Below are 26014 nucleotides of genomic sequence, written 5' to 3' on the forward strand. Positions count from 1 at the left end.
TGCGTGGGCGCGATGCCGATTGCCCCCGACGCAGCTCTGGACGAACTATTTGGGCTACCCGGCACTCCGCTGGACCACGGAGGGCTTACACCCTCCGCTCGCCTGGGAGCACGAGCTTACGCCACGCGCACCGACGCCAGCCAGATGGCGGCGAAGTGGAACGCCGAGGCGGCCATCACGAGCACGTGCCAGATCGCATGGTCGTGCCGCTGATGGTCGTCTCTGAGCAGGAAGTAGACGCCGACGGTATAGCAGACGCCGCCCGCGACGACGAGTCCCATGATGTCCGACGGAGCCGCCAGGATCACGTCCCACAGGCCGATCGCCGGAATCCAGCCGAGCGCGAGGTAGAGCCCGGTCGAAATGCCGTAGATCCTCTGGGCGAAGAAGGTCTTCGAGACGAAGCCGAAGATCGCCGTCGCCCAGACCGCTGCCAGCAGCCAGTAGTGCCGCTCGTTCATCAGGAACGGCGCCATCAGCGGCGTGTACGTCCCGGCGATGAACAGGTAGATGAACCCCTGGTCCAGCATCCGCAGCCAGCGGTTGATCGACCCCGCATGGAACGCGTGCGACGCGGTCGACGCGGCGTAGGTGCCGATGAAGCCGAACGCGTAGAGCCCGATCGCGGCTACCTGGTAGCGGTTTTCCGATCCCCAGGCGGCGTACAGCAGCGCCGCGCAGGCCGGGATCGACATCAGCAGACCGGCGCCGTGCGTGATCGAGTTCACGATCTCGGCAGGCCGGGCACGCAGCTCAAGCGCGTGAGCGGATAGGGATCTTGGAATGCTCATGGCGATCGAGGCGGGCTCGCTGACAGACGGCAGGCGCCACCCATTCTCTCCAGATTCTCGTCGAAATCCAGTTCCGGGGAGACGTTAGACCGGCGTCGAACCGGCACCGTCGCTTCTTTGGATGCCCGACGCTCGGGCGGAAGATTCGACGCTCCCGTCATTGCTTATCGGAAGATCGGCAAACGGAGCGCCGGATCGTCAGTCGTCGTCCTAGAAATGGCGCTCCCGGAAAAGTCCGCCGCCGCAGACGCCGCGTTTCCGCAGGAAGCCCTTTTCCGCCGGACAGCCCCTTTCCGAAGGACAGTCTGAGTACGCGGGCCCCGGCCGGGCGTTAGAAAGCGTCGGCTGCGCCTGACGTTCGGGCGATTCGCCGACCGGCCCGCGTGCGGGTATTCCCGCGTTGAGCCGGTTCGTTGGCGTCGTGGAACGGATCCGCCTATACTTCGGGTTCTCTTCGCCCGGCGCGTCGTCCCTTCGCGATTCTCTGGCCCCCGTCGTCGGTCCGACGACATTCGAGCCATCACTATGAACGCTCTTCGTGTAACCCTCGCGTTCGCCCTGCTGGCGCTGCCGGCTGCCGGTCTGCGGGGTCAGGACGCGCCCGCCCTTTCGCCGGAAGTGGCGAAGATCCACGTGGAGCTTCGCGAGGCGAGTCGCGAGTTCTCCGCGAAGAACTTCGACGGTGCCGCCGCGCGGATCGCCGGCGTTCAGGAGTCTCTCGACGCGCTGCTGGAAGAACCCCCTGCCGGGGCCGCCGAACAGCTCGAACCGATCTACCTGGTCCTCGAACGGGCGCATGGCCTGATGCAGGCCGAGGGGCAGACGCTTCCGCCGCTGAAGAAGCCGAACCTCGCGCTGCTCGCGCGGATGAACGAATCGATCCCCGATCCGAGCACGATCTCGATTCCGATGCCGACCCCGACGCCCGGGCCGGCGCCCCCGATGGCGACCGGCACGGTCAGCTTCGTGAAAGACGTCGCGCCGATCCTGACGCAGCGCTGCGGCGGCTGTCACGTCGCGAAGGCCTCCGGCAGGCTCAGCATGAAGGACTACGAAACCCTGATGAAGGGGCATCCGGTCAACGGCATCATCGTCGCGCCCGGCAATCCGCCCGGCTCGGTCCTGCTCGAAATGATCCAGGACGGCCAGATGCCTCCCAGCGGAGGCGTTCCGCCTCAGGAGCTTCAGATCCTCACGACCTGGGTCGCCGAAGGCGCTCAGTTCGACGGCTCGAATCCGAAAGTCAACTTGGCCCGTCTCACCCCCGGGAGCGCCCCGACGCCGGAACCGCCTCCCGCGATGGCGATTCCGACCGGCAACGAGTCGGTCAGCTTCGCGCGGCACATCGCGCCGCTGCTGGTCGAGAACTGCAACGGTTGCCACTTCCAGCCGAACCAGGTTCGCGGCGGGCTTAACTTCACGATGTTCGCCGGTCTCATGGAGGGGGGCGACAGCGGCTCCGCCATCACGCCGGGCCAGCCGGACCAGAGCCTGCTGATCGGGAAACTCAAGGGAACGGCCGACGGCGCGCAGATGCCGATGGGTCGCGCAGAGTTCTCCGAAGAGCAGATCGCGATGTTCGAGAAGTGGATCGCGGAGGGCGCCAAGTTCGATGGCCCCGATCCCGCGGCCCCGCTCGATCAGGTCGCCGCGCTCGCGATCGCCGAAGCCTCCACCCCGGAGCAACTGACCGAGATTCGTCGCGAGAACTCCGACGAGAAGTGGCGGCTGGGGATGGGGACCGTCGTGCCGGACAAGGTCGAGACCGATCAGTTCATGTTCTACGGCAACGTCGGCGAGAACACGCTTAAGGAACTGGCTGACGCGGCGGAAACGCTATCGGCAGACGTCCGCGACGCGCTGGATACGCCCGCGTCGGATCCGCTCGCTAAGGGCAAGATCGCGATGTTCGTCACGTCGCAGCGTTACGATTTCGGCGAGTTCGGAAGCATGGTCGATCGCCGCCGGATGGCCGGAGACCGGTTCGGCTACTCCCGCTACACGATCATCGACGCGTACGGGGTGCTCCTGCCCTCGCGCGACGGCGCGTACTCGAACGAGGCCCTGCTCGCCGAGCAGATCGCCGCGGTGCATGTCGGCGCCCAGGGGAAGGACATTCCCGAATGGTTCTACAGCGGCGCGGGCCAGATGGTGGCCGCCGCGCTGTACGAGGACGATCCGCGGATCGTCGCGTGGACCGATCAGCTCGCCGACGCCATGAAGCAGATGAAGAGTCCGGACGACTTTCTGACGGGCAAGGTTCCGCCCGAGACGGCGTCGCTCGCCAGTTGGAGCTTCGTCGACTACCTTTCGCGAGACAAGCGGAAGTTCGGAGCGCTGATGACCGCGCTGCGGGGCGGCGAAGGGTTCACCCCGGCGTTCATTCGCGCCTACGGCGGCCCGCCGCAGCAGCTCGCCTACGTCTGGGCGCCGAACGCTTTGAGGCGCCGCTAGAAAACGGGCTTTTTCGAGTCTTCTCCGGGTGGCCGCGATTGCTCTGCAATCGGGGTCGCCGAAGGCGACAGGAGGAGACGATCCGTCATCGAAGAGAACGCATCGGACTCGTCGCGAGGTCCGAACGCCTTCCTCTTGCGGCTGACGCCGCCCCGATTGCACAGCAATCGCGGCCACCCGGATCGAGCATCCATTGCCGGCGTACGATCGGTCGTGCCGAGGGCGAGGCGCAACGTGCGCCTCCGCGGTCGAATCTCGCGGGAATTGCGAGTCCCGCCGCCGCTGCGATCGGGTAAACTGGCTTCCCGAAATCGAGACCCGCCGCAGCTCCGTCCGGCTGAGCGGCTCCCTTCGAAGCGATCGAACGCGCGCCCATCGACGATGCCTGACGACGCGGCTGTTTTCGACCCCGTCGTCATCACGGGCATCGGACTGATCACCTCCCTCGGCCACGACCGCGAGACGGTCTGGAACGCCATCCGGGCGGGACGTCATGGGTTCGCGCGGGTGACCGACCTCCCCTGGTTCCGGGGCGAGGAAATCATCGCCGCGCGGGTGGAGTGGGACGATCCCGTTCCGGGACAGCTCAAGGCGATCTCGCTGGCGCAGCATGCAGCGCGGGAAGCGATGGCGGACGCCGGCCACCCCCTCGCCTGCGGAATGGACCCGACCCGCTTCGGCATCGCCGTCGCGGGGCACATGGGCGACAGTTCGGGCATCGGCGGACCGCCCGACACGCCGAAGACCTCGCCCGATCAGATTCGCTGGTGGGAGCAGGTGCTGCCCAACACGGGCTGCTCGCATATTGCTAACGAATTCGGCATTCTCGGCCCGCGGGTGACCCATTCCGTCGCCTGCGCGAGCGGCCTGGTCTCGCTGCTCGTCGCGCGCCGGGCGATTCTCGACGGGCAATGCGACGCCGCGCTCGTCGGCGGCGCCGAAGCGCTCGACCCGATGTTCGTCGCCTGCTTCCGGAACATGCGGGCGCTCTCGCCGTGCGAGGATCCCGACGAGGCCTGCCGACCGTTCGATCGCAATCGCACCGGCTTCGTCATGGGCGAAGGGGCGGCGATCTTCGTGATCGAGCGGCTGTCGCACGCGCTCGCCCGGGGCGCGAAGGTTTACGCCGAAGTCCAGTCAGGCCGCATCCTGTGCCAGGCCCATCACGTGACCGGCATGGACCTGGAATCAGAGTCGCTGGCCAAGCTGATCGAGTACTGCCTGGAGAGCGCGAAGTTGGAGCCCGAGGCGATCGGCTACGTCAGCGCGCACGGCACCGGCACGATGCAGAACGACAGCGCGGAGATGCGCGGCATCGCGTCGGCGATGGGGAACGCGCTGGGCGACGTCTGCGTCAGCGCGACGAAGTCGATGATCGGCCACCTCGTCAACGCGGCCGGTTGCGCTGAACTGGCCGTCACGGCGCTGGCGATGCGGGACGGCTACGCGCCGGCGACGCTGAATCTGACCCATCCCGACGCGGAATGCTCGTTCGACGCGCTGCCGCTGGTCGGGCGCAAGCGGCGCTTCGACTACGCCATGAAGCTGTCGATGGCCTTCGGGGGCCACCTGGTCGGCGCGGTGCTCAAGCGCTGGAACGATCCGGCGACCGGGTTCGCCTATCCCGAGGAACCGCGCGTGCTCGCAAGCAGGCGGGGGCTGCGGCTTGAAGCCTCGGCTCCGCACGCCCTGTCGTCGCGCGCCGACGCAGCAGCCGCGGCGGCGACATCGGTCGAGAGCTGACCGCGAGCCGGTTCAGCCAGGGACGCGTCTCAGGAGGCCGACGGACAGCGTCCGTAGCGGACGAGTCGCACCGCTTGTCCCCGGCTGGCCCACTCGGCGAGACAAGCTTCCGCTAATTCGCGGCGCGGGAAGATACGGACCAGACGCCAGATCGCGGCGCTCGCGTCGAGGCGCTGCACGCGATAGTGGCGGGCGAGACCGCCCGGCACCGGCGGAGCGACCGCGTGACCCTGAGCCTCGACTGCACACGACGACCTGACCATGCTTCGCTCCCTCGATGGCTGGGCGCCCTTCTGACCGGGCGCACCTCTCGCAGCGGCGGCGCCGTGCGTCCGAGGCCGTTCGGCCCGGGCTGCTCGCCTCTGCTCTGTCATTGATCGAAACGTCCGGGCCCGGCGGTTCAACGAATTCCGCATCGATCGAAGGGATTCGTTCCGCGGCCCCGCGACGAACGGCACGTCTTCGCAGGAGGGCTGCGTCCGGGCGAAGGTTCGCGTTCGTTTCGGCGCTGCAGCCGTTAAACTTGAGCCAGAAGAGAGAACGGCGACGCGATTTCGCTACTCGCCCGATTCTCCGCCGCGATCCGACGCTTTTCGCTTCTCCCGGGAGAGTTCCGATGGTCCGCCCCTGCCCGTTTCGCTCGTGCTCGTTCTTTTCGATCGTCGCGGCCCTGTCGCTGGCGTTCGTCGGCACGCTCACCGCCGACGCGACGCCCGATCCCTGCACGGCGGCCTGCACGGATTGCCGCACGGCCTGCCTGATCTGCGTTGCGGACTGCCTGGAGGAGGCGACCGGCGATCAGGAGATCCGGAAGGAATGCATCAGTCTCTGCCTCGACTGCGCGGACGTCTGCGGCGCCTGCGCGAGCGTTTCGGCGCGAGGCGGATCGCTCGAGCCGATCATCGCCGCGGCATGCGCCCAGGCCTGCGACCGATGCGCCGCCGAATGCGCGAAGCACGCGGACCACGACGAAGCGTGCGAGGCCTGCGCGAAGGCCTGCAAGAAGTGCTCCGCGGCCTGTCGCGAAGCGGCGACCGAGAGCAAGTAACGTCCGCCGGGAGGAGAGCGTCTCCTCAGGGTGCACCTTGCGGTTCGCGTTCGGCACGACGAATCTCGCGACGGCAGCGCCGCTTCTCGAATCGTCGACCGTCTCGGCGAGACGCACGATCCGGGTGGCCGCGATTCCTCGTCAATCGGGGCGGCGCCAGCCGCAAGAGGGATGAGGCCGGACCCGTCGTTAGGGTCCGGCCTCATCCCTCTTAACTTCGAGTCGATTCCTCTTGTCGCCTTCGGCGACCCCGATTGCAAAGCAATCGCGGCCACCCCTAAAACGCGCGCGGGAAGCATCGGCGGTCGCTGCCGCCGTGAAGAGGCTGGCCCCTCGTCAGGCGGGGGGCGACAGCCGCTGGCGGGTCGCGGCTTTCACCAGCCCATGACCATGTTGGATTCGATCGCCTTGCGGGCGTTGTCGAGATCGGTGCCGGTCTCGTGCATGTAGAGCCGGATCGCGTGGACCTTGTCGCCCGACGCCTTCGACAGGCAGTCGCGAGCGGTGCTGCACGGGGTCGTCTTCTCTTCGACCAGACCGAGCGCCCCCTTCGAGATGACCCAGGAGTTCCGCGGCCGTTTGGTCATCCTCAGGACCGTATCGTGCGGGTAGTAGTCCCGCACCGTGGTCTTCGCCTCGTTCTCGTCGGCGGCCCACGTGATGATGATATGTGCGTCCGTTTCGATCTCGTACAGCGGCATAACGAGCGCTCCTCCCCGATAGATAAGGTGGTCGCATCTTCGCGTCGTCAAGACGATCACGTCCTTGGACGGACGCCTGCGACGACGGCGAAGAATATCCCGTCCGCTCCGCACGATGGGGCCGTCGTTTAGGGCGGCGAGATTCGCGCGGAAGGGGACGCCAGTCTCATTATTGCCGCGCTGCCGTCGGCCTCCCAACGAAAATCCGCCCCCTTAACGACACTTTTCGGGGGCGATGCGTCGCAACGGCCGACTCGGAAAGCCGTAACGTCGCAGAGAGAAGTTTTCGACGGCGTACAATCCCTAAGCGGGGGACCAGAGTCCCCCGAGTCCCAGCCGCCGGCGCACAAGCTCGGGGATTTACATCCCCCGCTCAGAAAGCGTCATTCGTCGGCGTCTGACTGCATCGCGATCGCTTCCGCGGCGTCGATCTCGCCGTCGCCGTCCCGGTCGAGCTGCTGAAACTTCTCCGGCGGGCCGGGGAACTCTCTCCGCGTGACGACGCCGTCTTCGTTGCGATCCATCCGCGTCAGCCACAGGGGAGCCTCGCCTGCGTTCCGCGGCGCGACCCGCTCGGGCGCCCGGCGAAAGAGCTCTTCCGACTGCTGCAGGTCGCCGCGAATGAAGATCAGCGACACGACCGCCGGCAGCTCGCCGACCGAGGCCTGATCGTCGGCGTTCGCGTCGTACTTTTCGAGCAGGGCTTCGGCGGCCTGCTGCTCTCCCGGCTGAAGTCGCCCGTCCAGATTGCGATCGAGCGCGACCAGGAGGGCGTCCCGATCCTCCATCGCCAGGCCGCGGACCTTCGCCCTTTGCGCGCCGGCGACGCGGCGGAAATAGCCGGTCAGCTCTTCCAGGCTGTACGCCTCGTCGGCGTCCAGATCGACCGCCTCCGCGGGGATCTGCAGCAGGAACGGGTTCGCTTCGCGCTCCGTCTTGTCGATCGAGTCGTCGCCGTTCGCGTCCGCCTGGCGAAACACGCCTTCCGCCTGCGTAAACGACGGCGCGCCGTCGTTGGCGGCGATGCGGAGCAGAACGCCGTCCAGTTCCAGTACAGTCCGCGACGGGACGCTCGCATGCGTCCTGACGCTCGCATGCGTCCTGACGCTCGCATGCGTCCTGACGTTCGCGAGGCTCGCGCCGCCCGCTTCGCCGTTCGTCGCTCCCGGAGCCGCCAGGATCGAGACGCGCGTCCTTCCGCTCCCCTGCCCCATGTAGAGAGCCGCCGGATCTTCCGAGACGGCGTCTTCGCCCGACCCGACGTCCGCGCCGAACTCCGCCCGCACGACGACGTCGGCGGGAAGCGTGCGGAACGCTTCCAGTTCGGCGTTCGCGAACCTTCCGTCGCCGTCAGTATCGAGCGCCGCCTCCAGATCGGGTCGCCGCGGAAAGATGCCGGCCTCGACTCCGCCGCTGAAGGCATAGGTTTCCGACAACCAGCCTCGGATCTGCTCCGTCTTCAGGCGATCGTCGACCAGCAGCGCCGTTTCGGGATCGGTGCGGGAGTTGAGCGGACGCTGCCGGCGAAAGCTCTCGCGGTCGTCCATCTCGATTTCGTCCGAGGTCAGGATCTCGTCGTCGTCGGCGTCGTAAACGGCCAGTCGCGACTTCGCCCCGGCCAGTTCTTCGCGGGTCAGCTTGCCGTCGCGGTCGTCGTCCAAGATCAGTCGCAACGCCGATTCGGTCTTCTGGTAGAAGCGAAAGTAATTCGCCGTCTGCAGCGTGAACGGCCTCGCGGCGCCGGCGTTTCGCGTGACGAATCGCGGCACTTCGTCTCCCTGCACGACGTTGTCGCGATCGGTGTCGTACAGTTCGCGTGCGCGCTTCGCCTCGGGCTCGCCCGGGATCGCGTCGTTGCCGAGCGTGCCGGCCTTGAAGACCTGGCTCTCGAAGACCTCGTCCCAGGTCGGCGTGCCGTCGCCGTTCGTATCGGCCAGCTTCAGGATCTCGTCGACGAACTCCGCCAGCGCCTGCTCGGGCGTCTCGCCGTCGACGAGCAGTTCGGCGTCGACGATCGTCGGCCCGCCCGGCGTCGCTACGAGCAGCCGCGCCGTCGGTTCGTAGCCCGGGGCGGCCGTCTCTTCGCTTGCTGACTCCGGATCGGGCGACCCCTCGGCGGCCGCGCCTTCGCCGGACGCGACAGACTCCGTCGTTTCGGCGGCAGCCGGGGCTGCGACGTCAGGCGTTTCGGCTTCGCTCGAAGTCGCCGGCGGAACGGGCTCTTCGGACGCGGGTTCGACCGGAGCGGCAGGCAGGGACTCCGTCGTGACGACCGGAGGCGGTGCGGGAGTCGGCGGCGGCGGAGCGGCATTCCGCGGACAACCGCCGAGCCCGATCAGCAGCCCGGGAAGCAGCGCCGCCGGAAGCGTCCGACGCATGGCGACGCGAAGGGAAGCGGCAGACATGGCAGCGGTCCGAACCGTTCAAGGAAAAACGCCGAGGGTCCCGCGAGGAAGCCCGTCGCTCCATCGTATTCGTCAGGCGGCCCATGGTCTTGTCGCCGCCGATCGGCCTGCCGTGCAACGCGCTGACTTTCCCTGCGGGGCACTAACGCAATCTTCGCAAGCAGGATAAATCTCGCGAGTAAGATTGGGGCCGCGTCTCTCCCTGTCGCCAGAGCTTCGCCCACGATGCCCTCCCGTTCGCCCGACGACCGCCGCGACGCGTCACCGCGTGCAACTCGATCCGGGAAGGGTCCGGCGAAGCCGACCTCGTCGATCGGTCCGTCCGGTCCGCCGTCGCTTCGGCGGCGCTTTCTTCCCGGCCTGGCGTTGTTCGGGCTCGCGTGCCTCGTGTATCTGCCGGCCCTCTGGCAGGGATACATCTGGGACGACGATCAATATCTTACGCGGAATCCGAACCTCGACGATTTCGCCGGTCTCTGGCGGATCTGGTTTTCGCCGAAGACGTCGCCGCAGTATTACCCGTTCGTCTACACCGGTTTCTGGATCGAGAAGAAGTTCTGGAATCTGGAGCCGGCAGGATTCCATGCGGTCAACGTCCTGCTCCACGCGACGAGCGCCGTCCTGGTATGGAAGCTGCTCAGCCGACTCGCCGTTCCGGGAACCTGGTGGGCGGCGGCCCTCTTCGCGGTGCATCCCGTGCATGTCGAATCGGTCGTCTGGATCACCGAACGCAAGAACGTCCTGTCCGGCGCTCTCTATCTGACCGCCATGCTGGCGATGTTCGCCTGGACGCGAGCGGTCGAGTCGCCCGACGAAGCGTCAGGCGAGGCGCCGCAGGAACTCGCCGCGCGAAAGGCGACCGCCCGTCGAAGCTATCTGCTTGCGCTCTTCGCGTTCGGCGGAGCTTTGCTCAGCAAGTCCGTCACGGCGACGTTTCCTGCCGCGTTCCTGCTCCTGCGATGGATGCAGACCGGCCGCGTTCGTCCGCGGGACGTCGTCGCGACGCTGCCGTTCTTCGCGCTCGGCATGGCCGCCGGCGTTCATACCGCCTACTTGGAAGTCACGCACGTCGGCGCCGACGGATCGGAGTTCGATCTGTCGATCGTCGAGCGACTGCTGCTCATGTGCCGCACGTCGTGGTTCTATATCCAGAAACTGGTCGTCCCCTGGCCGATCATGTTCTTTTACCCGCGCTGGCAGATCGACGCGGGCGACCCCAGGCTGTGGGCGTTCGCGGCGGCGACGATCGGTCTGTTCGCCGGATTGATCCTCTTGCGAAAGAAGCTGGGTCGCGGACCGCTCGCGGGCGTGCTGTTCTTCGCCGGCACGATCCTGCCGGCGTCAGGGATTTTCAACGTCTATCCCTTTCGGTTCTCGTTCGTCGCCGATCACTTTCAGTACCTGGCGAGCCTGGGGATCCTGGCGACGCTCGCGGGACTCGCCGCCGGATGGGCGAATCGCGAGCGAACGCCGGAGGCCGCACGCAAGGCCGCGCTCGCCGCGGGGACGCTGATCCTGGCGACGTTCGTCGCGATCGCGTTCGTGCGGATCCCGGTCTACCGCGACGCGCTGACGCTCTGGGAAGACACGGTCGCCCAGAACCCGGACTCGGGCGGCGCCTGGCTGAACGTCGGCGACCGGCGACTAGTGCGCGGCGACCTCGACGGCGCCGAGAGCGCGTATCTCGCAGCGATCGAACTCGACTTCGATCCCGACACGGCCAACCTTAATCTGGCGCTCGTCGAACTCCGCCGCGGAAACGTCGAGAACGCGACGCGACGCCTCGAACGGGCGCTCGAACTCGATCCGAAGGAGCCGACCGCGTGGCTTTCTTACGGCAACCTGGCCTACAGCCACGGAGAGTTAGACAAGGCTCGGGAGCGCTATCTGCGCTCCGCCGAGATCAAATCGACCTTCCTCGCCCAGTTCAGCCTCGGCGTCGTGGCGTTCGAGCAGAAGGACTACGCGGAATCTGCGAAGCGCTTTCGCCTGGCCCTCGACCGCGAGATCCTTCCCCCCGAAGCCGAAGACGCGCGCGTCAATCTGCGCCTCGCCGAAGAGGCGCTGGCGGCGGAGCGAACGGCGCCTTCCGCCGTCGCTCCGTAAGAATTCGCTGCCCGCAGCGCCCTACTTCGCGAAGACCGGATCGTTCGGGTTGCCGCGGGAGTAGAGATAAGCGAGCAGGTCGCGCAGCTCTTCGTCGTTCAGGCCGTCGATCGTCCCTTCGGGCATCAGCGAGACCTTCGAAGGCTGCATCAGCTCGATGTCGTCCCGCTTCACTTCGACGACCTTGTTCGGGTCGACGGGGTCGACGCCGATCGTGATCATCTCGGGCGTGTCGAGCAGCAGGCGACCGGTGACGTTGCGACCGTCCGAGGTCAGGACCTGGTGGGCCTGGTACTGGTCGGAGACGACCTTGCTGGGGAGGACCAGCGCCTCGGCCAGGTCGGCGATCGGGAAGCGACCTGCGACGTTCGACAGGTCGGGACCGGTCGCCCCGCCCTCGCCGGCGAAGCGATGGCACGCGACGCACTGCGACGCCGCGAAGGCACGCTTGCCCGCTTCGAAGTTCCGCGGACCCTCCGATTCGCCGTAGGTCGCCACGACGGCCGCGACTTCCCGCTTCTTGCCCGGACCGATCGGCTTGGGCAGTTCTTCCGTGCGATAGACGGGCGCCTTGGTCGCGTCTCCCAGAGCCAGCTTCTCCGCCTCGGAGAGGGTCTCCATCGCGTCCTTGCGGATGTTGGCGATGAAGCCCTCGTAGCTGTTGCCGCCCGACTTGGTCTCGGCGGCCTTGAGCCACTCGAAGTAGGCCCGGCGCTGCTCCAGCGTCCAGCCGAACTTCGCGTTGCGAAGCGTGTAGGCGAGCGCCATCTTCTCCGCCTCGGGCGCGTTCTTGATCGTCGCGGCGACCGCGCTGCCGTAGCCCGGGTTGCGCGAAAGGAGTTCGGTCACTTCTTCCTGCGACCGCTCGGTCGGCTTCTCGAACAGCGCGAGCGTCCGTTCGATCACGACCGGCGAGTCCAGATAGACGAGCACGATCGCGAGTTCGCGATCCATCCGCGGATCGGCGTTCGGGAACAGGGGTTCGAGCTGCGCGAGCACCTGCTTCGTCCGGTCCGCGTCGGGCCGGCCCTGTCGACCGAAGGCGAGCTGGTACGCCCGCACGGCGCCGAGCTGCTGCTCGACGGAGAGATCCGCCAGCGGCTGGCTCAGCAGCGAATCGACGATCAGCGACAGGTCTTCGGGCTTGCCCTGACGGGAAAGACCGATCGCCGCCTGGATGCAGGCCTGCGGATGATTCTGCGTCGCGTCCGAAGACTTCAGAACCTCACGAAACACGTCGACCAGTTGCTGTTCGATCGCGACCCGCGAGGCGTACCGCAGGAAGCGATCGGACGAGTCGAGGTTCTTGACGGCGAGGTTCATACGCTCTTCGTCCGCCGGAGCGCCCTGCTCGTGCAGAGCCTCGATCGATCGTCGCGTTTCACGAAGCTTCGCCGCTTCGGGATCGGAGACCGGAACGTCGGCGAAGCTATCGATCTCACCCGCCGGTTCCTTGCCGACGTACGTCACGCGATAGAGTTCGCTCTGCGTGCCGCGACCGCCGACGGTGAAGTACATCGCGCCGTCGGGTCCGATCGCGACGTCGGTCAGGGGGAGTCCGCCGCGGGCGACGAACTCTTCCTTCTCGCCCGTCCAACTCGAGCCATCGGGCTTCAGGTGAATCGCGTAAAGCGTGCCGAAGGTCCAGTCGGCGCAGTAGAGCGCCTGCTGCCACTTGGCCGGGAACTTGGCTCCGTAGCCGAACGTCACGCCGACCGGCGAACCGGGGCCGATGTCGACGATGGGGGGGAGGCTGTCTTCGTACCAGACGGGCCACTTGCCGGCGCCGCTGCGCCAGCCGAATTCGCTGCCGCTGGTCGCGTGGACAACGCGCGTCGGGCGATACCAGGGCGTCCCGTAATCCCATTCCATGTCGGCGTCGTACGCGAACAGCTCGCCGTCGGGACCGAGGTCGAAGTCATACGGGTTGCGGTAACCCATGCTCAGGATTTCCCACGTCTTCCCTTCGGGATCGGTCTTCGCGATCCAGCCGCCCGGCGCCAGGATCCCGGCGGCATGACCGCGGGCGTCCCACTGCCGCGGGAGGAGCAGGTCCTCGCCCCAGTTCGACGGAATGCGGCTGGCCTGGAAGTCCGCAGGGGGCTTGGTGTGATTGCCCGCGATAGCATAGATCGACTTGCCGTCCGGAGAGAGCCGCAGCGCGTGCGGGCCATGCTCGCCGCCTCCCTGGAAGTCCTTGAGCTTGCGAACCGCGTCCCACTCCCCGTCGTCGTTCGTATCCTCGGCGACGTACAGGCCGCTGCCCGGTCCGCCGTTGACGCTGAGGTAGAGCTTGCCGAAGGCGCACAGCATGCCTTGAGCGGAAGTGATATCGAGCGGGAGCTTCTCGACCTTCGTCGGCTCGTTGGAACCGATCGGCGAGGGCGTGATGCGGAAGATGCCCTTATCGCCCTGGTCGCTGGCGAGAATGCGTCCCTGCGGATCGAAGGCGATCGAGACCCACGAGCCTTCGACGTCCTTGGGAACGACGTACAGCTTTTCGACCTGGAAGCCTTCAGGCACGCGGAAGGCCTTGGTATCGGCGACCGGTCCGCTCGGCGCGGAGAAGACGTCGCCCCAGGGCTGATCGCCGAGAGCGCCGACGACGCGGGTCTCGGACGGAACGGGCTTCGTTCCTTCGGCTTCGCGCGAGGAGGCGAGCCACGATTCGTCAGTGACGACCCAGATCGGCTCGCCCGATTCGAGTTCGATCTTGAGCTTCAGCGCGGCCGCGGCGGCGCCTCCCTGGTTCTCCGCGACGAGCTGGATCATGTTCTCGCCCGGCTGCACGGGCGCGGCGCCCTGCATCGGCTGCTGCCACTCGGAGCTGTTCGCGACGTTCTGGCGGTTGATCATCACCCGCCCGACGTTGTCGACCGAGGCGATCACCCGGGCCGACTTGACCTTGGCGGTCGCGGGCAGGCTGAACGTCTTTCGCAGGATGTAGTTCTTGTCGGGAGACGCGCCCCAGATCCACTTGGCGGGCGGACCGGCCTTCCAGTCGGTCGGCTCGACCGGCGCCGCGGGAGCCGTACCGATCAGGGGCTGAATCTCCGGAAGCTGAGCGTCCTGCGCCCGAAGCGTCGAAAACGTCAGCGACGGGCAGGCGGCGACTGCCGCCGCGGCGAACAGGAAGAAACGAAGAGAGCGCATCGGCGATCGGCGGGGAAAGGAGAAGCGGGCCGCACGGCGACGGACGGGTCGAAGCCGTCGTCGCGGCAGGCGGGAATGTCGAGCCGCATTATAGAGCGTGTCAGGCGGCGAATCGACCGTTGATCGACGGAGGGAATGCGCATCTTGCGGTTCGCGGGCCTTCTCCCGGGTGACCCCGATTGCTTGCAATCGGGGTCGACGAAGTCGACAAGAGGAATCGACCCGACGTTTAAGGAAATCTTACGGACCCGAACGAATCTCCCGCCGCACTCCTCTTGCGGCTGACGCCGCCCCGATTGCACAACAATCGCGGCCACCTGGATCGCGCCACTCGCCGAACCTGCGCTCCTTCGCATCCGGCATACTGAAGCGCTGTTTCCGAGCCGGTTCGCTCCCGCCGTCGCTTTCGACTCGCCGCCGATGGTTCATTCGCACGGACATGGTTCGCACGCGCTGCACGACCACGCGCCGGCGCGGTACGACGCGGCTTTCGCGATCGGCATGGCGCTGAACGGCGCCTACATCGCGATCGAGGCGGGATTCGGGTTCTACGCCGATTCGCTGGCCCTGCTGGCCGACGCGGGGCATAACCTTTCCGACGTGATCGGCCTGGGCATCGCGTGGGGGGCCTACTGGCTTTCCGGCGTGCGCCCCACGCCCCGGCGATCGTACGGCTGGCGCAGCTCGACGATTCTCGCCGCGCTGATCAACGGGGTGCTGCTGCTGGTGGCCGTGGGAGCCATCGCGTGGGAAGCCGTGCGCCGCTTCGGCGATCCGGGCGAGCCGATCGGCGCCACGATGATGGTCGTGGCCGGCGTCGGCGTGGTCATCAATCTCGCCACGGCCCTGCTCTTCATGCGAGGCCGGCACGACGATCTGAATCTGCGAGGCGCTTACCTGCACATGCTGGCCGACGCGCTGGTCTCCGTCGGCGTCGTCGTCGCGGGGCTGCTGATGCTGCTGACCGGCTGGCTCTGGATCGATTCGGCGACCAGCCTCGTCGTGGCGGCGGTCATCCTGTGGGGAACCTGGGGCCTGCTGACCGAGAGCGTCAACCTGGCGCTCCATGCGGCGCCGCGAGGACTCGACCCCCTGGCCGTGCGGGAGTGCCTCGAAGGCCTGCCCGGCGTGACGGCCGTGCATGACGTTCACGTCTGGGCGATGAGCACCACCGAGACGGCGCTCACGGCCCACCTCATCCGCCCCGGCGAAACGAACGACGACGCGCTTTTAAAACAGGCGATCCGCGAGCTGCACGACCGCTTCGGCATCGAGCAGGTCACGCTGCAGATCGAACGCGACCCCGCCGGCTTCGCCTGCTGCGAGGACCGGCAAGGCACCGAGAAGCCGCATCGGTGCGAGGAGCATCACTGAGTCGAAGCGCTCCGAGCGCCGTGGCTGGCTTGCCCCAATGCTGCCAGGAGGAAGCTGGGGCGAACTGTGTGCCATGGCTGGCTTGCCCAGCCGTGCAAGGCGTCGGCAATTCGTTCGTCCATCCGATTCCCGCAAACTCCCTCCGCCTTCGAGACGCTATCGTCGAACGATTCCTTCAAGCCAATTTCGGATCTCGCTGCCCTGCACGGCTGGACAAGCCAGCCATGGCACACGGGCGTCGCTCGATTGCCACGAAGCGCAACACGGAGCCACGGAGGGCTGACACCCTCCGCTCGCCTGAGACCGACGCGACGCGCGACGAAAGGCGCGTCGTTCGAATCGACGGAATCGACGGAATCGTCGTCGCGTCCTTACGGCGTCCACCACGCGTCCAGCTTCTTCCTCAACTCCGCGACCCGCTCAGGCTGCTCGGCGGCGAGGTTCTTTTCCTCGTGCGGGTCGGCGGAGAGGTCGTAGAGTTCGACCGGCTCGCCGGGGAGGCGCTTCGCGTCGGGGACGATCAGCTTCCAGTTCCCTTCGATCGTCCAGCGCCAGCGGAGGCTCGCGGCAGGGTCGTCCATCGCGACGATGTCATGCTCGAAGATGTCGCCGAAGATCTGACGTCGGCCTTCCACGGCGGCCCGGTCGAACAGGTCGATTCCCTCCATCTCGGGCGTCGGTTCCAGGCCGGCAGCGCGAAGGATCGTGGGGGCGAGGTCGATCGAACTGGCGAGATTCGCCTCGTCCCTCTTCGGTTCGATCTGGCCCGGCCAGCGGAGCATGATGGGCGTGCGCAGTCCGCCGTCGTACTGGGTCTTCTTCGATTTGGGGGCGAACTGGCTGGCGTTCGGATCGTTGATCCAGCCGTTGTCGGTGACGTAGACGACCAGCGTGTTCTCCGCGAGCCCGCGCTCGTCGAGCGCCTTCAGCAGCGTTCCGACCGAGCGGTCGAAGCGTTCGCAATTGGCCCAGTACTTCGCGATGGGGAGCGTCGGCGCCTTGTCCTTGTACTTCGCGAGCAGCTTCGGTCCCGGATCGTGCGGCGTGTGGGGCAACATCGGCGCGTACCACAGGAAGAAGGGCTTTTCATGCCTGGCCGCTCCGTCCAGGAAGTCGATCACCGGCTGCATGGTCGAGCGACCGATCTTCAGCCCCTCGTCGCCGTGCCGCCCGCCGCGAGCCGGATCGCCGTGCGTCATCCCCTCGTCGAAGCCGCCCCGTTCGGCGCTCCCTTCCCACCACTTGCCCGACTGAAAGCTGACGTAGCCCTTCGCCTTGAGCAATTCGGGCAGGGTCTGCAGCTTGTCGATGTGGAGCTTCAGATACTCCTCGCGAACTTGCAGGTAGTCGACAGGAGTCGCTTGGCCCGACGCGTCGTTCATGTACAACGCGTTCCGCGGGGGATCGTTGCCGACGATGCCGTGCTGCCGCGCGTAGAGGCCCGTGATGATCGACGCCAGCGACGGCCGGCAGAGCGAGTAGGGAACGTAGCCGCGCGTGAACGTCAGCGACTCCCGCGCGAGGCGGTCGATGTTCGGCGTCTCGATCGCCTCGTGTCCCATGAACCCGTAGTCGGTCCACGCCTGATCGTCCGACAGGATCATCACGACGTTGGGGGGCGAGGCGGGCGGCGTCTGAGCGGACGCTTCAGCCGCCAGGATCGCCGGCACGGCGAGAGCGAGGACGACGAAGAGCGGTGCGAAGAATCGGATCGACATGGCGGAAATCGAGGCAGAGCCTGGACGGCGGAGGAGGGAATGCCGTGTGCCATGGCTGGCTTGTCCAGCCGTGCGAGGCGAAGAGTACCGACTCGCAGTTTACATGGACGTCGGCCCACGAACTTGCGTTTCGGAGATCGACGTCGACTGCGGGAAGCGCCCATTCAGTGGATGAACGCTTGCCGGGGTCCGGACACGGCTGGACAAGCCAGCCATGGCACACGAGCCGTGCAAGCTCCGCGGCGAACGCATCGAGACTGGTTCGTCGTCACTCCGCCTGCCGCTTCAATTCCAACTGCCGAATCTCCGGCAGCGCCTTGCCGACCTGCTTCGTCGCACGCAGGGTCAGCGTCTGCCGACCGGCAGGCAGCCTGATCGTGCCAAGTTCCAGCGGAGCGAAGGGTTTCAGGTAGGACTCGGTCCGGGGGGCGTAGTCGGGGCTCTCGATCAGCGGCGGATCGAAGGCCTCGGTCACGGCGCTTTCCGCGGAGACGCCCGTCGTTTCGAGGCGCAGGACCGAGCCGACCGTCTCCGCAGGCGCGGCGTAACGGAGCGTCGCCGCGTACTCGCCCGCCTCGGCGACTTCGACGTCGAAGGTCAGCGTCTCGTCGGTCGAGGTCCAGTTCGTCGCGTACGAAGCGTTCGGGTGCTGCGACGAGTAGGAAAGCGTCTTACCGTGCAGTTCGGCGTCCTGCACCGGCAGGATCGTCGCGATTTCGGGTCGATAGCCGACCGGATAGGGGCGGTCGAGCGTCTGGCCCGCCGAGGCCTCCGCATGCCACGCCTCCAGCTTCGCGAGGAGGGCCGCATGCACGTCGGGCGACCGCTTCGCCAGGTCGACCTTCTGCAGCGGATCGGCCTGCAGGTCGTACAGCGACTTCGCGTCGGCCATCCACTTCCCTTCGCGAATCGCGCGACGGTTGCCCCAGCCGAGATGGATGGCCCGCTCGGGCCACGCGGCTGACGAATCCGTGAGCAGCGGAGCGAAGCTGCGACCGTCGAGCGGCTTGGGCGGACGGGGAGCGTCAGCCAGCGAAAGGCCGCACAGATCGAGCAGCGTCGGCAGTAGATCGATATGCGCGATGGGCTGCGTCACGACCGTGCCCGGCTCGATCGCCTGCGGATACCGCACGAACAGCGGCGAGCGCACGCCCCCCTCGTCGAACTGCCCCTTCTTCCCCTTCAGATCGCCGTTCCAGCGCCAGGTGTTGGGGCCGTTATCGGTCAGGTAGAGCACGATCGTGTTCTCGCGCACGCCGGCGTCGTCGATCGCGGCGAGGATCTCGCCCGCGTTGCGATCGAGGTTCTCCATCATCGCGAGCGCGGCGATCGTCTCGTCCAGTTTCTCCTGCTTCGGCTCGGTCGCCCGCAGCTTGATCCCGCGCGCCTTCACGCGGTCGTAATCTTCTTTCGGAACCTGAAACGGCGCGTGGGGCGTGTTGAACGCGACGTAGCAGAAGAAGGGTTCGCTCCGATGCGCCGAGATGAAATCGACTGCATGGTCGGTCATATCGTCGGCGAGGTAGCCGCGGCCCGTGGTTTCGACGCCGTTATGGTCCATCGGCGCGTCGAAGTAGTTGGCCCAGTGCCCGCAGCAGAAGCCGTAGAACTCGTCGAAGCCGCGACCGTTGGGGTGATAGGGATACTGCGACCCGTTGTGCCACTTGCCGAAGGCGCCCGTGGCGTAGCCGTTCGCCTGCAGAATCTCGGGCAGCGTGACCTCGTCCAGGTTCAGCCGTTCCTGGCCGCGGGTCACGCCGACGACGCCTGTTCGGACGGAGTCTCTTCCCGTCAGCAGGCTCGCCCGCGTCGGCGCACAGAGGGGCGAGACGTAGAAGCGTTCGAACCGCGTTCCCTCCCTGGCGATCGAATCGAGATGGGGCGTCTCGAGGTTCGTATTGCCGTGCAGCGAAACGTCCCCCCACCCCGCGTCGTCGGCGATCAGGAGGACGATGTTGGGGCGAGGCTCGTCAGCCTTCATCGCCGCGCAGAGTGCAAGCGACGCGAACAGTATGGTAGCGATCGAGCGTGCCATGGTCGGAGATGCTGACGAGAGGAGACCCGATGAGACGAGCGACGGCTCTCTCTCAAGATACTCTCGCGACTTCCGCCGTGTGCCGCTGCTCGCTTGCTCCCATGCTGTCGGGTGAGTCGTTCGCTCGGTCGGTGTGCCACTGCTGGCTTGCCCCAGCAGTGCAGCGGGCGGAGGTTCGTCAAACCAGCCAAGCGATCGCTTCCCGAACGAAATCGTCGATATTCGCGCGACGACTTCGTGCTGGATCTGTTCGCGATCTCGTACGCGCATCCGGCACGGCTGGACAAGCCAGCCATGGCACACGGCCCCGCCGCCCCTCGACGCGAGACGTCTATTCGCCGAAGCCTTACGGCAAATACGGCCAGTAGGTCAGCTTGTCGTCCTTATGCGCGACGAAGCGGACGCCGCCGTCCTGGCTGACGACGAGGGCGATGGCCTCGGGCGCGGCGCTGACCAGGCGATAGGCGCTCCGGTGCCGGGTTCCGGCCCGGTCGGCGGGTTCCAGGCTCGTCTGCGACGCTTCCAGATCGAGCGCCCGATGAATCTCCTGCACGTGCGATTCGCCCAGGATCTCGGCGCCGAAGCCGATGATGCGGAACTGGCGATCGAGCACCAGCGCCCCGTCCGCGGCCATCAGGTCGGCGAGAAAGTGCGCGAACTCCGCCAGAGCGTCGTCGAGCTCGGCGAGCAGCGCGTCCTGCATCTGGCGATAGATGCCCCACGTCACCTCGGCGACTTCCTGTTCGAGACCGATCTCCAGCACGCGCTGCAACAGCTTCCGCATCAGGTGGCGAAACCGCAGCGTCGAATCGTCGTTCTGAAAAGCGACCCGAAATCGAAACAGGCCGCTGGTATGCGCATCGCGGCCTGCGTCGGCGGAGAGATAGACCAGCGTTCCGCCGTGGCCTCGCGAACGGACCAGGTTCAGCGTGCGTCGGATCACGTTCTGTGCGGCGTCCTTGACGAACGAATCGCACAGCCGGGTCCCGTTCAGACCGGACGGCAGCGGCGCGGACGCGTGATCCTCCAGCAGCGACGACCGCTCGGGCTGGAACCGAAAGGGCAGCCACTCCGATCGGAACGGGTCGAACGCTTCCGAAAGGAGCTCCCCGCCTGACGTTTCGAGCAGGCGCCGATGGCCCGACGCGACGATCAGGTGGCCCGGGGCGACGACCTGGATCGCCAGGTTCGAAGGGAGCGGGCTCACGTGCGCGTCGGCGTCGTGAATCTGACTGAGCCACCGCGTTCCGGTGAAGATCATCCCCCAGATCTGAGCGCAGCCGTCGGCATCCCGATCGACGGCGATCGTCGAACGATAATAACCCGCAGCCGAGGAGAGCTTTCGCAGTTCGTGCGCGGCGAAGGGGGCGGGTCGGCGGAACCGCATCGCGGCCAGGCCGTCGCGTCCGACCGCTTCGTACGGGAGAAACTCTTCGGGCGTCGCCAGCATCACCCGGCAGCGGACGGGCTCCGCCTCTTCACGGAGGAGACTGGCCTGGTAGGTGACGTCCGCCGCCTGCTCGAGCAGGTCCGGATCGGGCAGCAGCGACGGCTCGAAGGCGGACTTGATCCAGTTTTCGCGAATCGCGGCAGCGAGTTCGCGCGGGTAGAACGAGGCGGACGAATGCATGGAGCCTGGCGAAGAATCAGGGCGCGCGAGCCGCGCGGAATCGTCCGACCCGAACAGGATGGATGCGCACATGGGCTCGGCCTCAGTCTATTCTTTCCGTCGACGCCTCCCGACGCCATGCGAGTTTTCCCGCCTTTAAGTCCGGAATCGCCCATGCTTCCGCCTGCCTTTCCATCCATTCGCCGCCCGCGATCCGTCAGGTTCTTCGCGATTCAGGCGACGGCTGCGGCGCTGTCGCTGCTGTTCGCCGGCTTTTCGTTCGCCGAAGAGAGCGTGCCGGCCGCGAACGCGACGCCGACGAGACTGCCGATCGTCGATCTCAGCCGAGACGGAATGCAGGCGGACATTTCGCTGCGGATCGACCGCGCGGTCGAAAAGGGAATCGCCGAGAAGAAGCTCCCCGGCGCCGTCGTGCTGGTCGCGGTGCATGGGAAGATCGTTCACCTGAAAGCCTACGGCGACGCGGAGATCCTGCCCGAGCGCGTCCCGATGACGGTCGACCGGGTGTTCGATCTGGCTTCGCTGACCAAGCCCCTCGCGACGGGCCTGGCCGTGGCGCGACTGATCGAGGAGGGAAAGCTTTCGCTCGACGACCCGATCGCGAAGCATTGGCCCGAATTCGCGGCCGAGGGGAAGGACGTCGTCACGATCCGCCACCTGGCGACGCACCAGGGAGGCCTGATCGCCGACAACGCGATGCGCGACTACGCAGGAGGACGCGAGGAGGCGCTCGCGAAGATCGCGGAGTTGAAGCCGATCGCGGCGCCGGGAGAGAAGTTCGTCTACTCCGACGTCGGCGCCATCGTGCTCGGCCACGTCGTCGAACGGGTCACGGGCCAGCGGCTGGACGAGTACGTCGCAACGACGATCTATCGACCGCTGGGTCTTACAACGACCGGCTATCTGCCCAACGACGATCTGAAGCGACGGGCCGTCCCGACGGAGCGCCGAAACGACGCCTGGATGCGGGGCGAAGTGCACGACCCGCGGGCCTATGCGATGGAGGGCGTCGCGGGGCACGCGGGACTCTTCTCCACGGCGGAAGACCTGGCCGTGCTCGCGCAGGCGTTGCTCGACGAGGGCGAATATGCGGGCGTGCGCCTCTTCGAACCGGCGTCGGTCGCGCTCATGACCGCGGACTACGAAACGCCGCGCGGCGTGCGGGGTCTCTTATGGGATAAGGACTCTCCCTATTCGTCCAATCGCGGCGCTCGTCTGTCGTCTGCGTCGGTCGGGCATGGCGGCTTCACCGGAACCTCCTTCTGGATCGATCCGCAGCGCGAACTGTCCGTGATCTTCCTCAGTTCCCGCGTGCATCCGGACGGCAAGGGATCGGTCAATCCGCTGGCAGGCCGCATCGCGGAGATCGCCGTCGAGGCGCTCGAACCGACCGACAAGTCGCGGCCCCTTTCGTTTCACCGTCGCGACGGGTCGGTGGGTCGGATCGAATCGGAGGAAGCCTGGCGCCAGAAGCGGGCGGAGATCCTCGAACGGATGCAGGAGGCGATGGGCCCGCTGCCGGATCGAAGCGAGTGGCCCGACTTCGACGTGCAGACGAAGGAAGAGTTTCAGGGCGACGGCTTCGTCCGCAAGACGATCCGCATCGCTGCCGACGGGGGCGATCGCATCCCGGCGGACCTCTACCTTCCGAAGGAGATCGGCGAAAACGCGAAGCTGCCCGCGATGCTCGCGCTGCATCCGACGGGCCCGCTCGGCAAGCGGATCGTGGCGGGCGAGGGGCCGCTGCTCCATCGCGGCTACGCCGTCGAACTGGCGCAGCGTGGCTATGTGGTTCTGGCGCCCGATTACCCGTCGTTCGGCGACTATGCGGACTACGACTTCGCGGAGGACGACTACGTCTCCGGGACGATGAAGGGAATCGCCAATCACATGCGGTGCGTCGACTATCTCCAGTCGCTGCCCGAGGTCGACGGCGAGCGGATCGGCGCGATCGGCCACTCGCTGGGCGGGCACAACGCCATCTTCCTGGGCGCCTTCGACGAGCGCGTGAAGGCGATCGTCTCAAGCTGCGGCTGGACGCCGTTTCACGACTACTACGGCGGCGCCCTCGCCGGCTGGACGAGCGACCGGTACATGCCCCTCCTCCGCGATCGCTACGGCCTCGATCCTGATCGCGTGCCGTTCGACTTCTACGAGTCCGTCGCCGCGCTCGCTCCCCGGGCTTTCTTCACCAACTCCCCGCTTCACGACGAGAACTTCGACGTCGCCGGCGTCCGCAAAGCCGAACCCCGCGTGCAGGAGGTCTACGCCCTGCTGAACGCCGATTCGAAGCTGACGTTTCGCTATCCCGACTGCGGGCATGATTTCCCGGACGAGGTGCGCGAAGAGGCGTATGAGTTCCTGGACGAATCATTCAAGAAGAACTCGAAGTAGTCGCTCTCGCTCGCAAAGTCCCCGCCTCTGGTCGCTCGCAGACATGCGCAGAAAACGATTGTCACCGTCGACCGAGCTAAGGATCCTCGAAAGATCGCGGCGGCGGTGTGCTCTTTGCTGGGGCCTCGACCATGATCTGAGCGTGAAGTCAGTCCAGATCGCCCATGCAGACCAAGACTCTGCGAACAACGAGGAGGAAAACCTCGTCGCCTTATGTCTCTCGCATCATGATTCCTATGACACGAAGCCGAGGCAGACGAAGCGGTTGACTGAAGCAGAGGTAAAGCTGTTCCGACAGCGGCTCTACGACCTCATCGACAAGAAATCGCGCGTCGTCGAGGCCTCATTCTTAGGTCCGACTGGTGAGCGAACCTTATCGACGACCAACTCGCGTCGCCTCGGGCTGATTCTCGAAGCCTACGACGAAGACGTCGCTCGCGAACAACCGAACGGCGTACGCCTCGCTTCGCTGGTCGTGCGTTTCGCCGCGGAGGACGGTGATTTTGCCGCGGCTCGGCAAGCCGAACTGGAGCTCTGCCGTGTCATTGACGCGTCGGACGCGAAGGCACCTTGGTTCTGCGATTCGCGGAACTGGAGCGATCCCGTGCCCGATCCTGCATCAATGCTTTTGCGAGCCATTAGTGAAGTGAACCGAGTCGACTCCAACCATTGTGAGGGATTCGTACATGTCGTAGCGCGAAGAGCGCTCATGGGAGAGCACGAAAGCAATCGAGGGCTCTCCATTCTTGATCTGCCGAGTGACCGAGTGCGGACATATGCAGCTCTGTTGACTGCCGTGGCAAAGGGTAAGCCCTATCCATTCAGCGAGCGAGTACGCGATACTGCACTTTACGTCTTGATGAATCTGGCCTGCAGCGTGACAGCCACAGTAGTCATGCACGGCATTGCGTTGCCAGATGCTCTCGGCCGCATGTCGAAGCGTGATGGATGGCGAGTGGTGGCTGACGGTCCGGAGTCGACGACGGACGTAGCTATGTCGAGGGATTTGTGGACGGGAATGCTCCACGAAGTCGCCAAGCTTGATCCCGTTAGCTTTCAGCAGCTTCTCAGTCGCCTGCCGTCTACCGCTGGGGATCGATCAGACGTCTTCGGAATGGAAAAGGATGCGACGGTAATCGGCTTGCGCGAAGCGAAGGCAATGGCCGATCTCTGGCTGACTCGCTTCGGCACGGTGTTCTACCCTACCCGGCGGTGGAGGCTTCCAGACGAAGCTGACTATCGAGAACTGACAGCTCATATCGAATCGCGGGTCAGTTTGATTGCCGATTCGCTACGACAACTGAAGAAGTGCTTGGTTGAGGAGCGTACAAACGTCGAAAAGATGTCTTGCCGGTAAGCGACATGGCAACACCCCCCCCTCAGTCGGCCGGGAAGGGGATCGGCGATCGATCGGTCGGGTCGAGAGAGACCTGTGAGATTTAAGCTCTCTCCGCGGGCAACGCGGCTCCGCAACGCTTGCAGTGCAGCGCGTCGCGGTCGTGGCCGGCGGTTCCGCAGCCGGAGCAGCGCCGCAGGCCCTGGGCCGCCCGTTCGCCGCGGACGAGTTCCGCCGTCACGATGCCGGTCGGCACGGCGATGATGGCGTAGCCCAGGATCATCACGGCGGCCGCCAGCGTTCGTCCGGCAGGAGTCTGCGGGGCGATGTCGCCGTATCCGACGGTCGTCAGCGTCACGATCGCCCAGTACATGCTGATCGGGATGTTGGCGAAGCCGTGCTCCTCGCCCTCGATCAGGTACATCAGCGCGCCGACGATCAGCGTGATCGTCACGACGGTGAACAGGAACACGACGATCTTTCGCTGGCTCGCCCGCAGAGCGACGATCAGATAGTTCGCCTCCTGCACGTAGTTGGGCAGTTTGAGGATCCGGAAGACTCGCAGCAGACGCAGCGCCCGCACCACGGCGAGCGTCTGGGCGCCGCCGATCAGCACGCTCAGGTAGGTCGGCAGGATCGCGAGCAGATCGACGAGCCCCAGCGGGCTGAACACGTACCGCAGCGGATGGCGGACGCTGATCAGGCGCAGGAAGTACTCGACGGTGAACAGAATCGTGAACGTCCACTCGGCGACGTAGAGTTCCCGCCCGAACCGGGCGCGGATCTCCGCGACGCTTTCCAGCATCACCGCTGCGACGCTGCCGCAGATGGCGACGAGCAGGACGATGTCGAACGCTTTGCCCCCTTTCGTGTCGTGACCGAAGATCACGATGAACAGCTTGCGCCTGGCCGTGACGAGCAGGGGCGTGCGTCGAGGGGTCGGCGAATTCATCGGGAGCCTGGTCGAAGCGGTCAGAGCGTCAGAACGCCCCTCCACTCTATCGTGCGACCCCGACGCCGAATCGGAACCTCCGACCTCGACCCGACGTGGGGCGCTCGTTCTCCAGCGACCTTCCGAGCAATTTCCGGCAAGCTTCCCGAACGAGCGTAAGCTTCCGCCCCCGCC

The 26014-nt window shown here is 66.3% G+C and carries 16 protein-coding genes; 7 read left to right on the top strand and 9 right to left on the bottom strand.

Translation table 11 applies throughout. The features are described 5' to 3' along the window. Positions 1-116: 116 nt before the first annotated feature. On the bottom strand, positions 117-791 hold the full coding sequence (gene trhA, locus SH602x_RS24250; RefSeq protein ID WP_479474712.1) for a PAQR family membrane homeostasis protein TrhA: 675 nt from the start codon (positions 789-791) through the stop codon (positions 117-119). 525 nt (positions 792-1316) lie between these two features. On the opposite strand from trhA, the gene SH602x_RS24255 reads away from it, so the two are divergent. Both SH602x_RS24255 and SH602x_RS24260 read left to right on the top strand, forming a co-directional pair. Continuing rightward, positions 1317-3245 carry a c-type cytochrome domain-containing protein gene (locus SH602x_RS24255; RefSeq protein ID WP_479474713.1) on the top strand — a complete coding sequence of 643 codons (1929 nt, stop codon included), beginning with the start codon at positions 1317-1319 and terminating at the stop codon, positions 3243-3245. A gap of 381 nt (positions 3246-3626) precedes the next feature. Next, positions 3627-4988, top strand: coding sequence for a beta-ketoacyl-[acyl-carrier-protein] synthase family protein (locus SH602x_RS24260; RefSeq protein WP_479474714.1), 1362 nt, complete (start codon positions 3627-3629; stop codon positions 4986-4988). A 29-nt stretch (positions 4989-5017) separates the two neighbouring features. Here the strand turns inward: SH602x_RS24260 and SH602x_RS24265 are convergent, their stop codons facing one another. After that, positions 5018-5251 (bottom strand): hypothetical protein, encoded by a 234-nt coding sequence (locus SH602x_RS24265; protein WP_479470553.1) that lies wholly within the window; start codon positions 5249-5251, stop codon positions 5018-5020. A gap of 353 nt (positions 5252-5604) precedes the next feature. Here SH602x_RS24265 and SH602x_RS24270 point away from each other — a divergent pair, with 353 nt between their 5' ends. Beyond that, the gene (locus SH602x_RS24270; RefSeq protein ID WP_479474715.1) at positions 5605-6036 is read left to right on the top strand and encodes a four-helix bundle copper-binding protein; all 432 of its coding nucleotides are present in this window, start codon (positions 5605-5607) and stop codon (positions 6034-6036) included. A gap of 374 nt (positions 6037-6410) precedes the next feature. On the opposite strand, the gene SH602x_RS24275 is transcribed toward SH602x_RS24270, so the two are convergent. Both SH602x_RS24275 and SH602x_RS24280 read right to left on the bottom strand, forming a co-directional pair. Further along, the gene (locus tag SH602x_RS24275; RefSeq protein ID WP_479470550.1) at positions 6411-6737 is read right to left on the bottom strand and encodes a DUF6793 family protein; all 327 of its coding nucleotides are present in this window, start codon (positions 6735-6737) and stop codon (positions 6411-6413) included. A gap of 383 nt (positions 6738-7120) precedes the next feature. Beyond that, a complete protein-coding gene (locus SH602x_RS24280; protein WP_479474716.1) occupies positions 7121-9142 on the bottom strand; it encodes a hypothetical protein in 2022 nt (673 codons plus the stop codon). A gap of 387 nt (positions 9143-9529) precedes the next feature. Here SH602x_RS24280 and SH602x_RS24285 point away from each other — a divergent pair, with 387 nt between their 5' ends. Then, positions 9530-11248: a tetratricopeptide repeat protein gene (locus tag SH602x_RS24285; RefSeq protein WP_479474717.1), complete on the top strand. Its 1719-nt coding sequence runs from the start codon at positions 9530-9532 to the stop codon at positions 11246-11248. Between the two features lie 21 nt (positions 11249-11269). Here SH602x_RS24285 and SH602x_RS24290 read toward each other — a convergent pair whose 3' ends face one another. Then, positions 11270-14401: a c-type cytochrome gene (locus SH602x_RS24290; RefSeq protein WP_479474718.1), complete on the bottom strand. Its 3132-nt coding sequence runs from the start codon at positions 14399-14401 to the stop codon at positions 11270-11272. A 420-nt stretch (positions 14402-14821) separates the two neighbouring features. On the opposite strand from SH602x_RS24290, the gene SH602x_RS24295 reads away from it, so the two are divergent. Next, positions 14822-15775 (top strand): cation diffusion facilitator family transporter, encoded by a 954-nt coding sequence (locus SH602x_RS24295; protein ID WP_479474719.1) that lies wholly within the window; start codon positions 14822-14824, stop codon positions 15773-15775. Between the two features lie 371 nt (positions 15776-16146). Here the strand turns inward: SH602x_RS24295 and SH602x_RS24300 are convergent, their stop codons facing one another. From SH602x_RS24300 to SH602x_RS24310, 3 genes are all read right to left on the bottom strand, one after another. Beyond that, positions 16147-17493 carry a sulfatase family protein gene (locus tag SH602x_RS24300; protein ID WP_479474720.1) on the bottom strand — a complete coding sequence of 449 codons (1347 nt, stop codon included), beginning with the start codon at positions 17491-17493 and terminating at the stop codon, positions 16147-16149. Between the two features lie 268 nt (positions 17494-17761). Beyond that, entirely contained in the window at positions 17762-19528 is a 1767-nt protein-coding gene (locus SH602x_RS24305) for a sulfatase-like hydrolase/transferase (RefSeq protein WP_479474721.1), read from the bottom strand. Between the two features lie 346 nt (positions 19529-19874). After that, positions 19875-21158, bottom strand: a complete 1284-nt coding sequence (locus tag SH602x_RS24310; RefSeq protein WP_479474722.1) for a putative sensor domain DACNV-containing protein — start codon at positions 21156-21158, stop codon at positions 19875-19877. A gap of 153 nt (positions 21159-21311) precedes the next feature. Here SH602x_RS24310 and SH602x_RS24315 point away from each other — a divergent pair, with 153 nt between their 5' ends. Further along, positions 21312-23552, top strand: coding sequence for an alpha/beta fold hydrolase (locus SH602x_RS24315; RefSeq protein ID WP_479474723.1), 2241 nt, complete (start codon positions 21312-21314; stop codon positions 23550-23552). Between the two features lie 142 nt (positions 23553-23694). Further along, complete coding sequence (locus SH602x_RS24320; RefSeq protein WP_479474724.1) at positions 23695-24909, top strand: hypothetical protein; 1215 nt, start codon at positions 23695-23697, stop codon at positions 24907-24909. 82 nt (positions 24910-24991) lie between these two features. On the opposite strand, the gene SH602x_RS24325 is transcribed toward SH602x_RS24320, so the two are convergent. Further along, complete coding sequence (locus tag SH602x_RS24325) at positions 24992-25840, bottom strand: ion transporter (protein WP_479474725.1); 849 nt, start codon at positions 25838-25840, stop codon at positions 24992-24994. Positions 25841-26014: the final 174 nt, after the last annotated feature.

This window comes from Lignipirellula cremea (assembly GCF_056501455.1).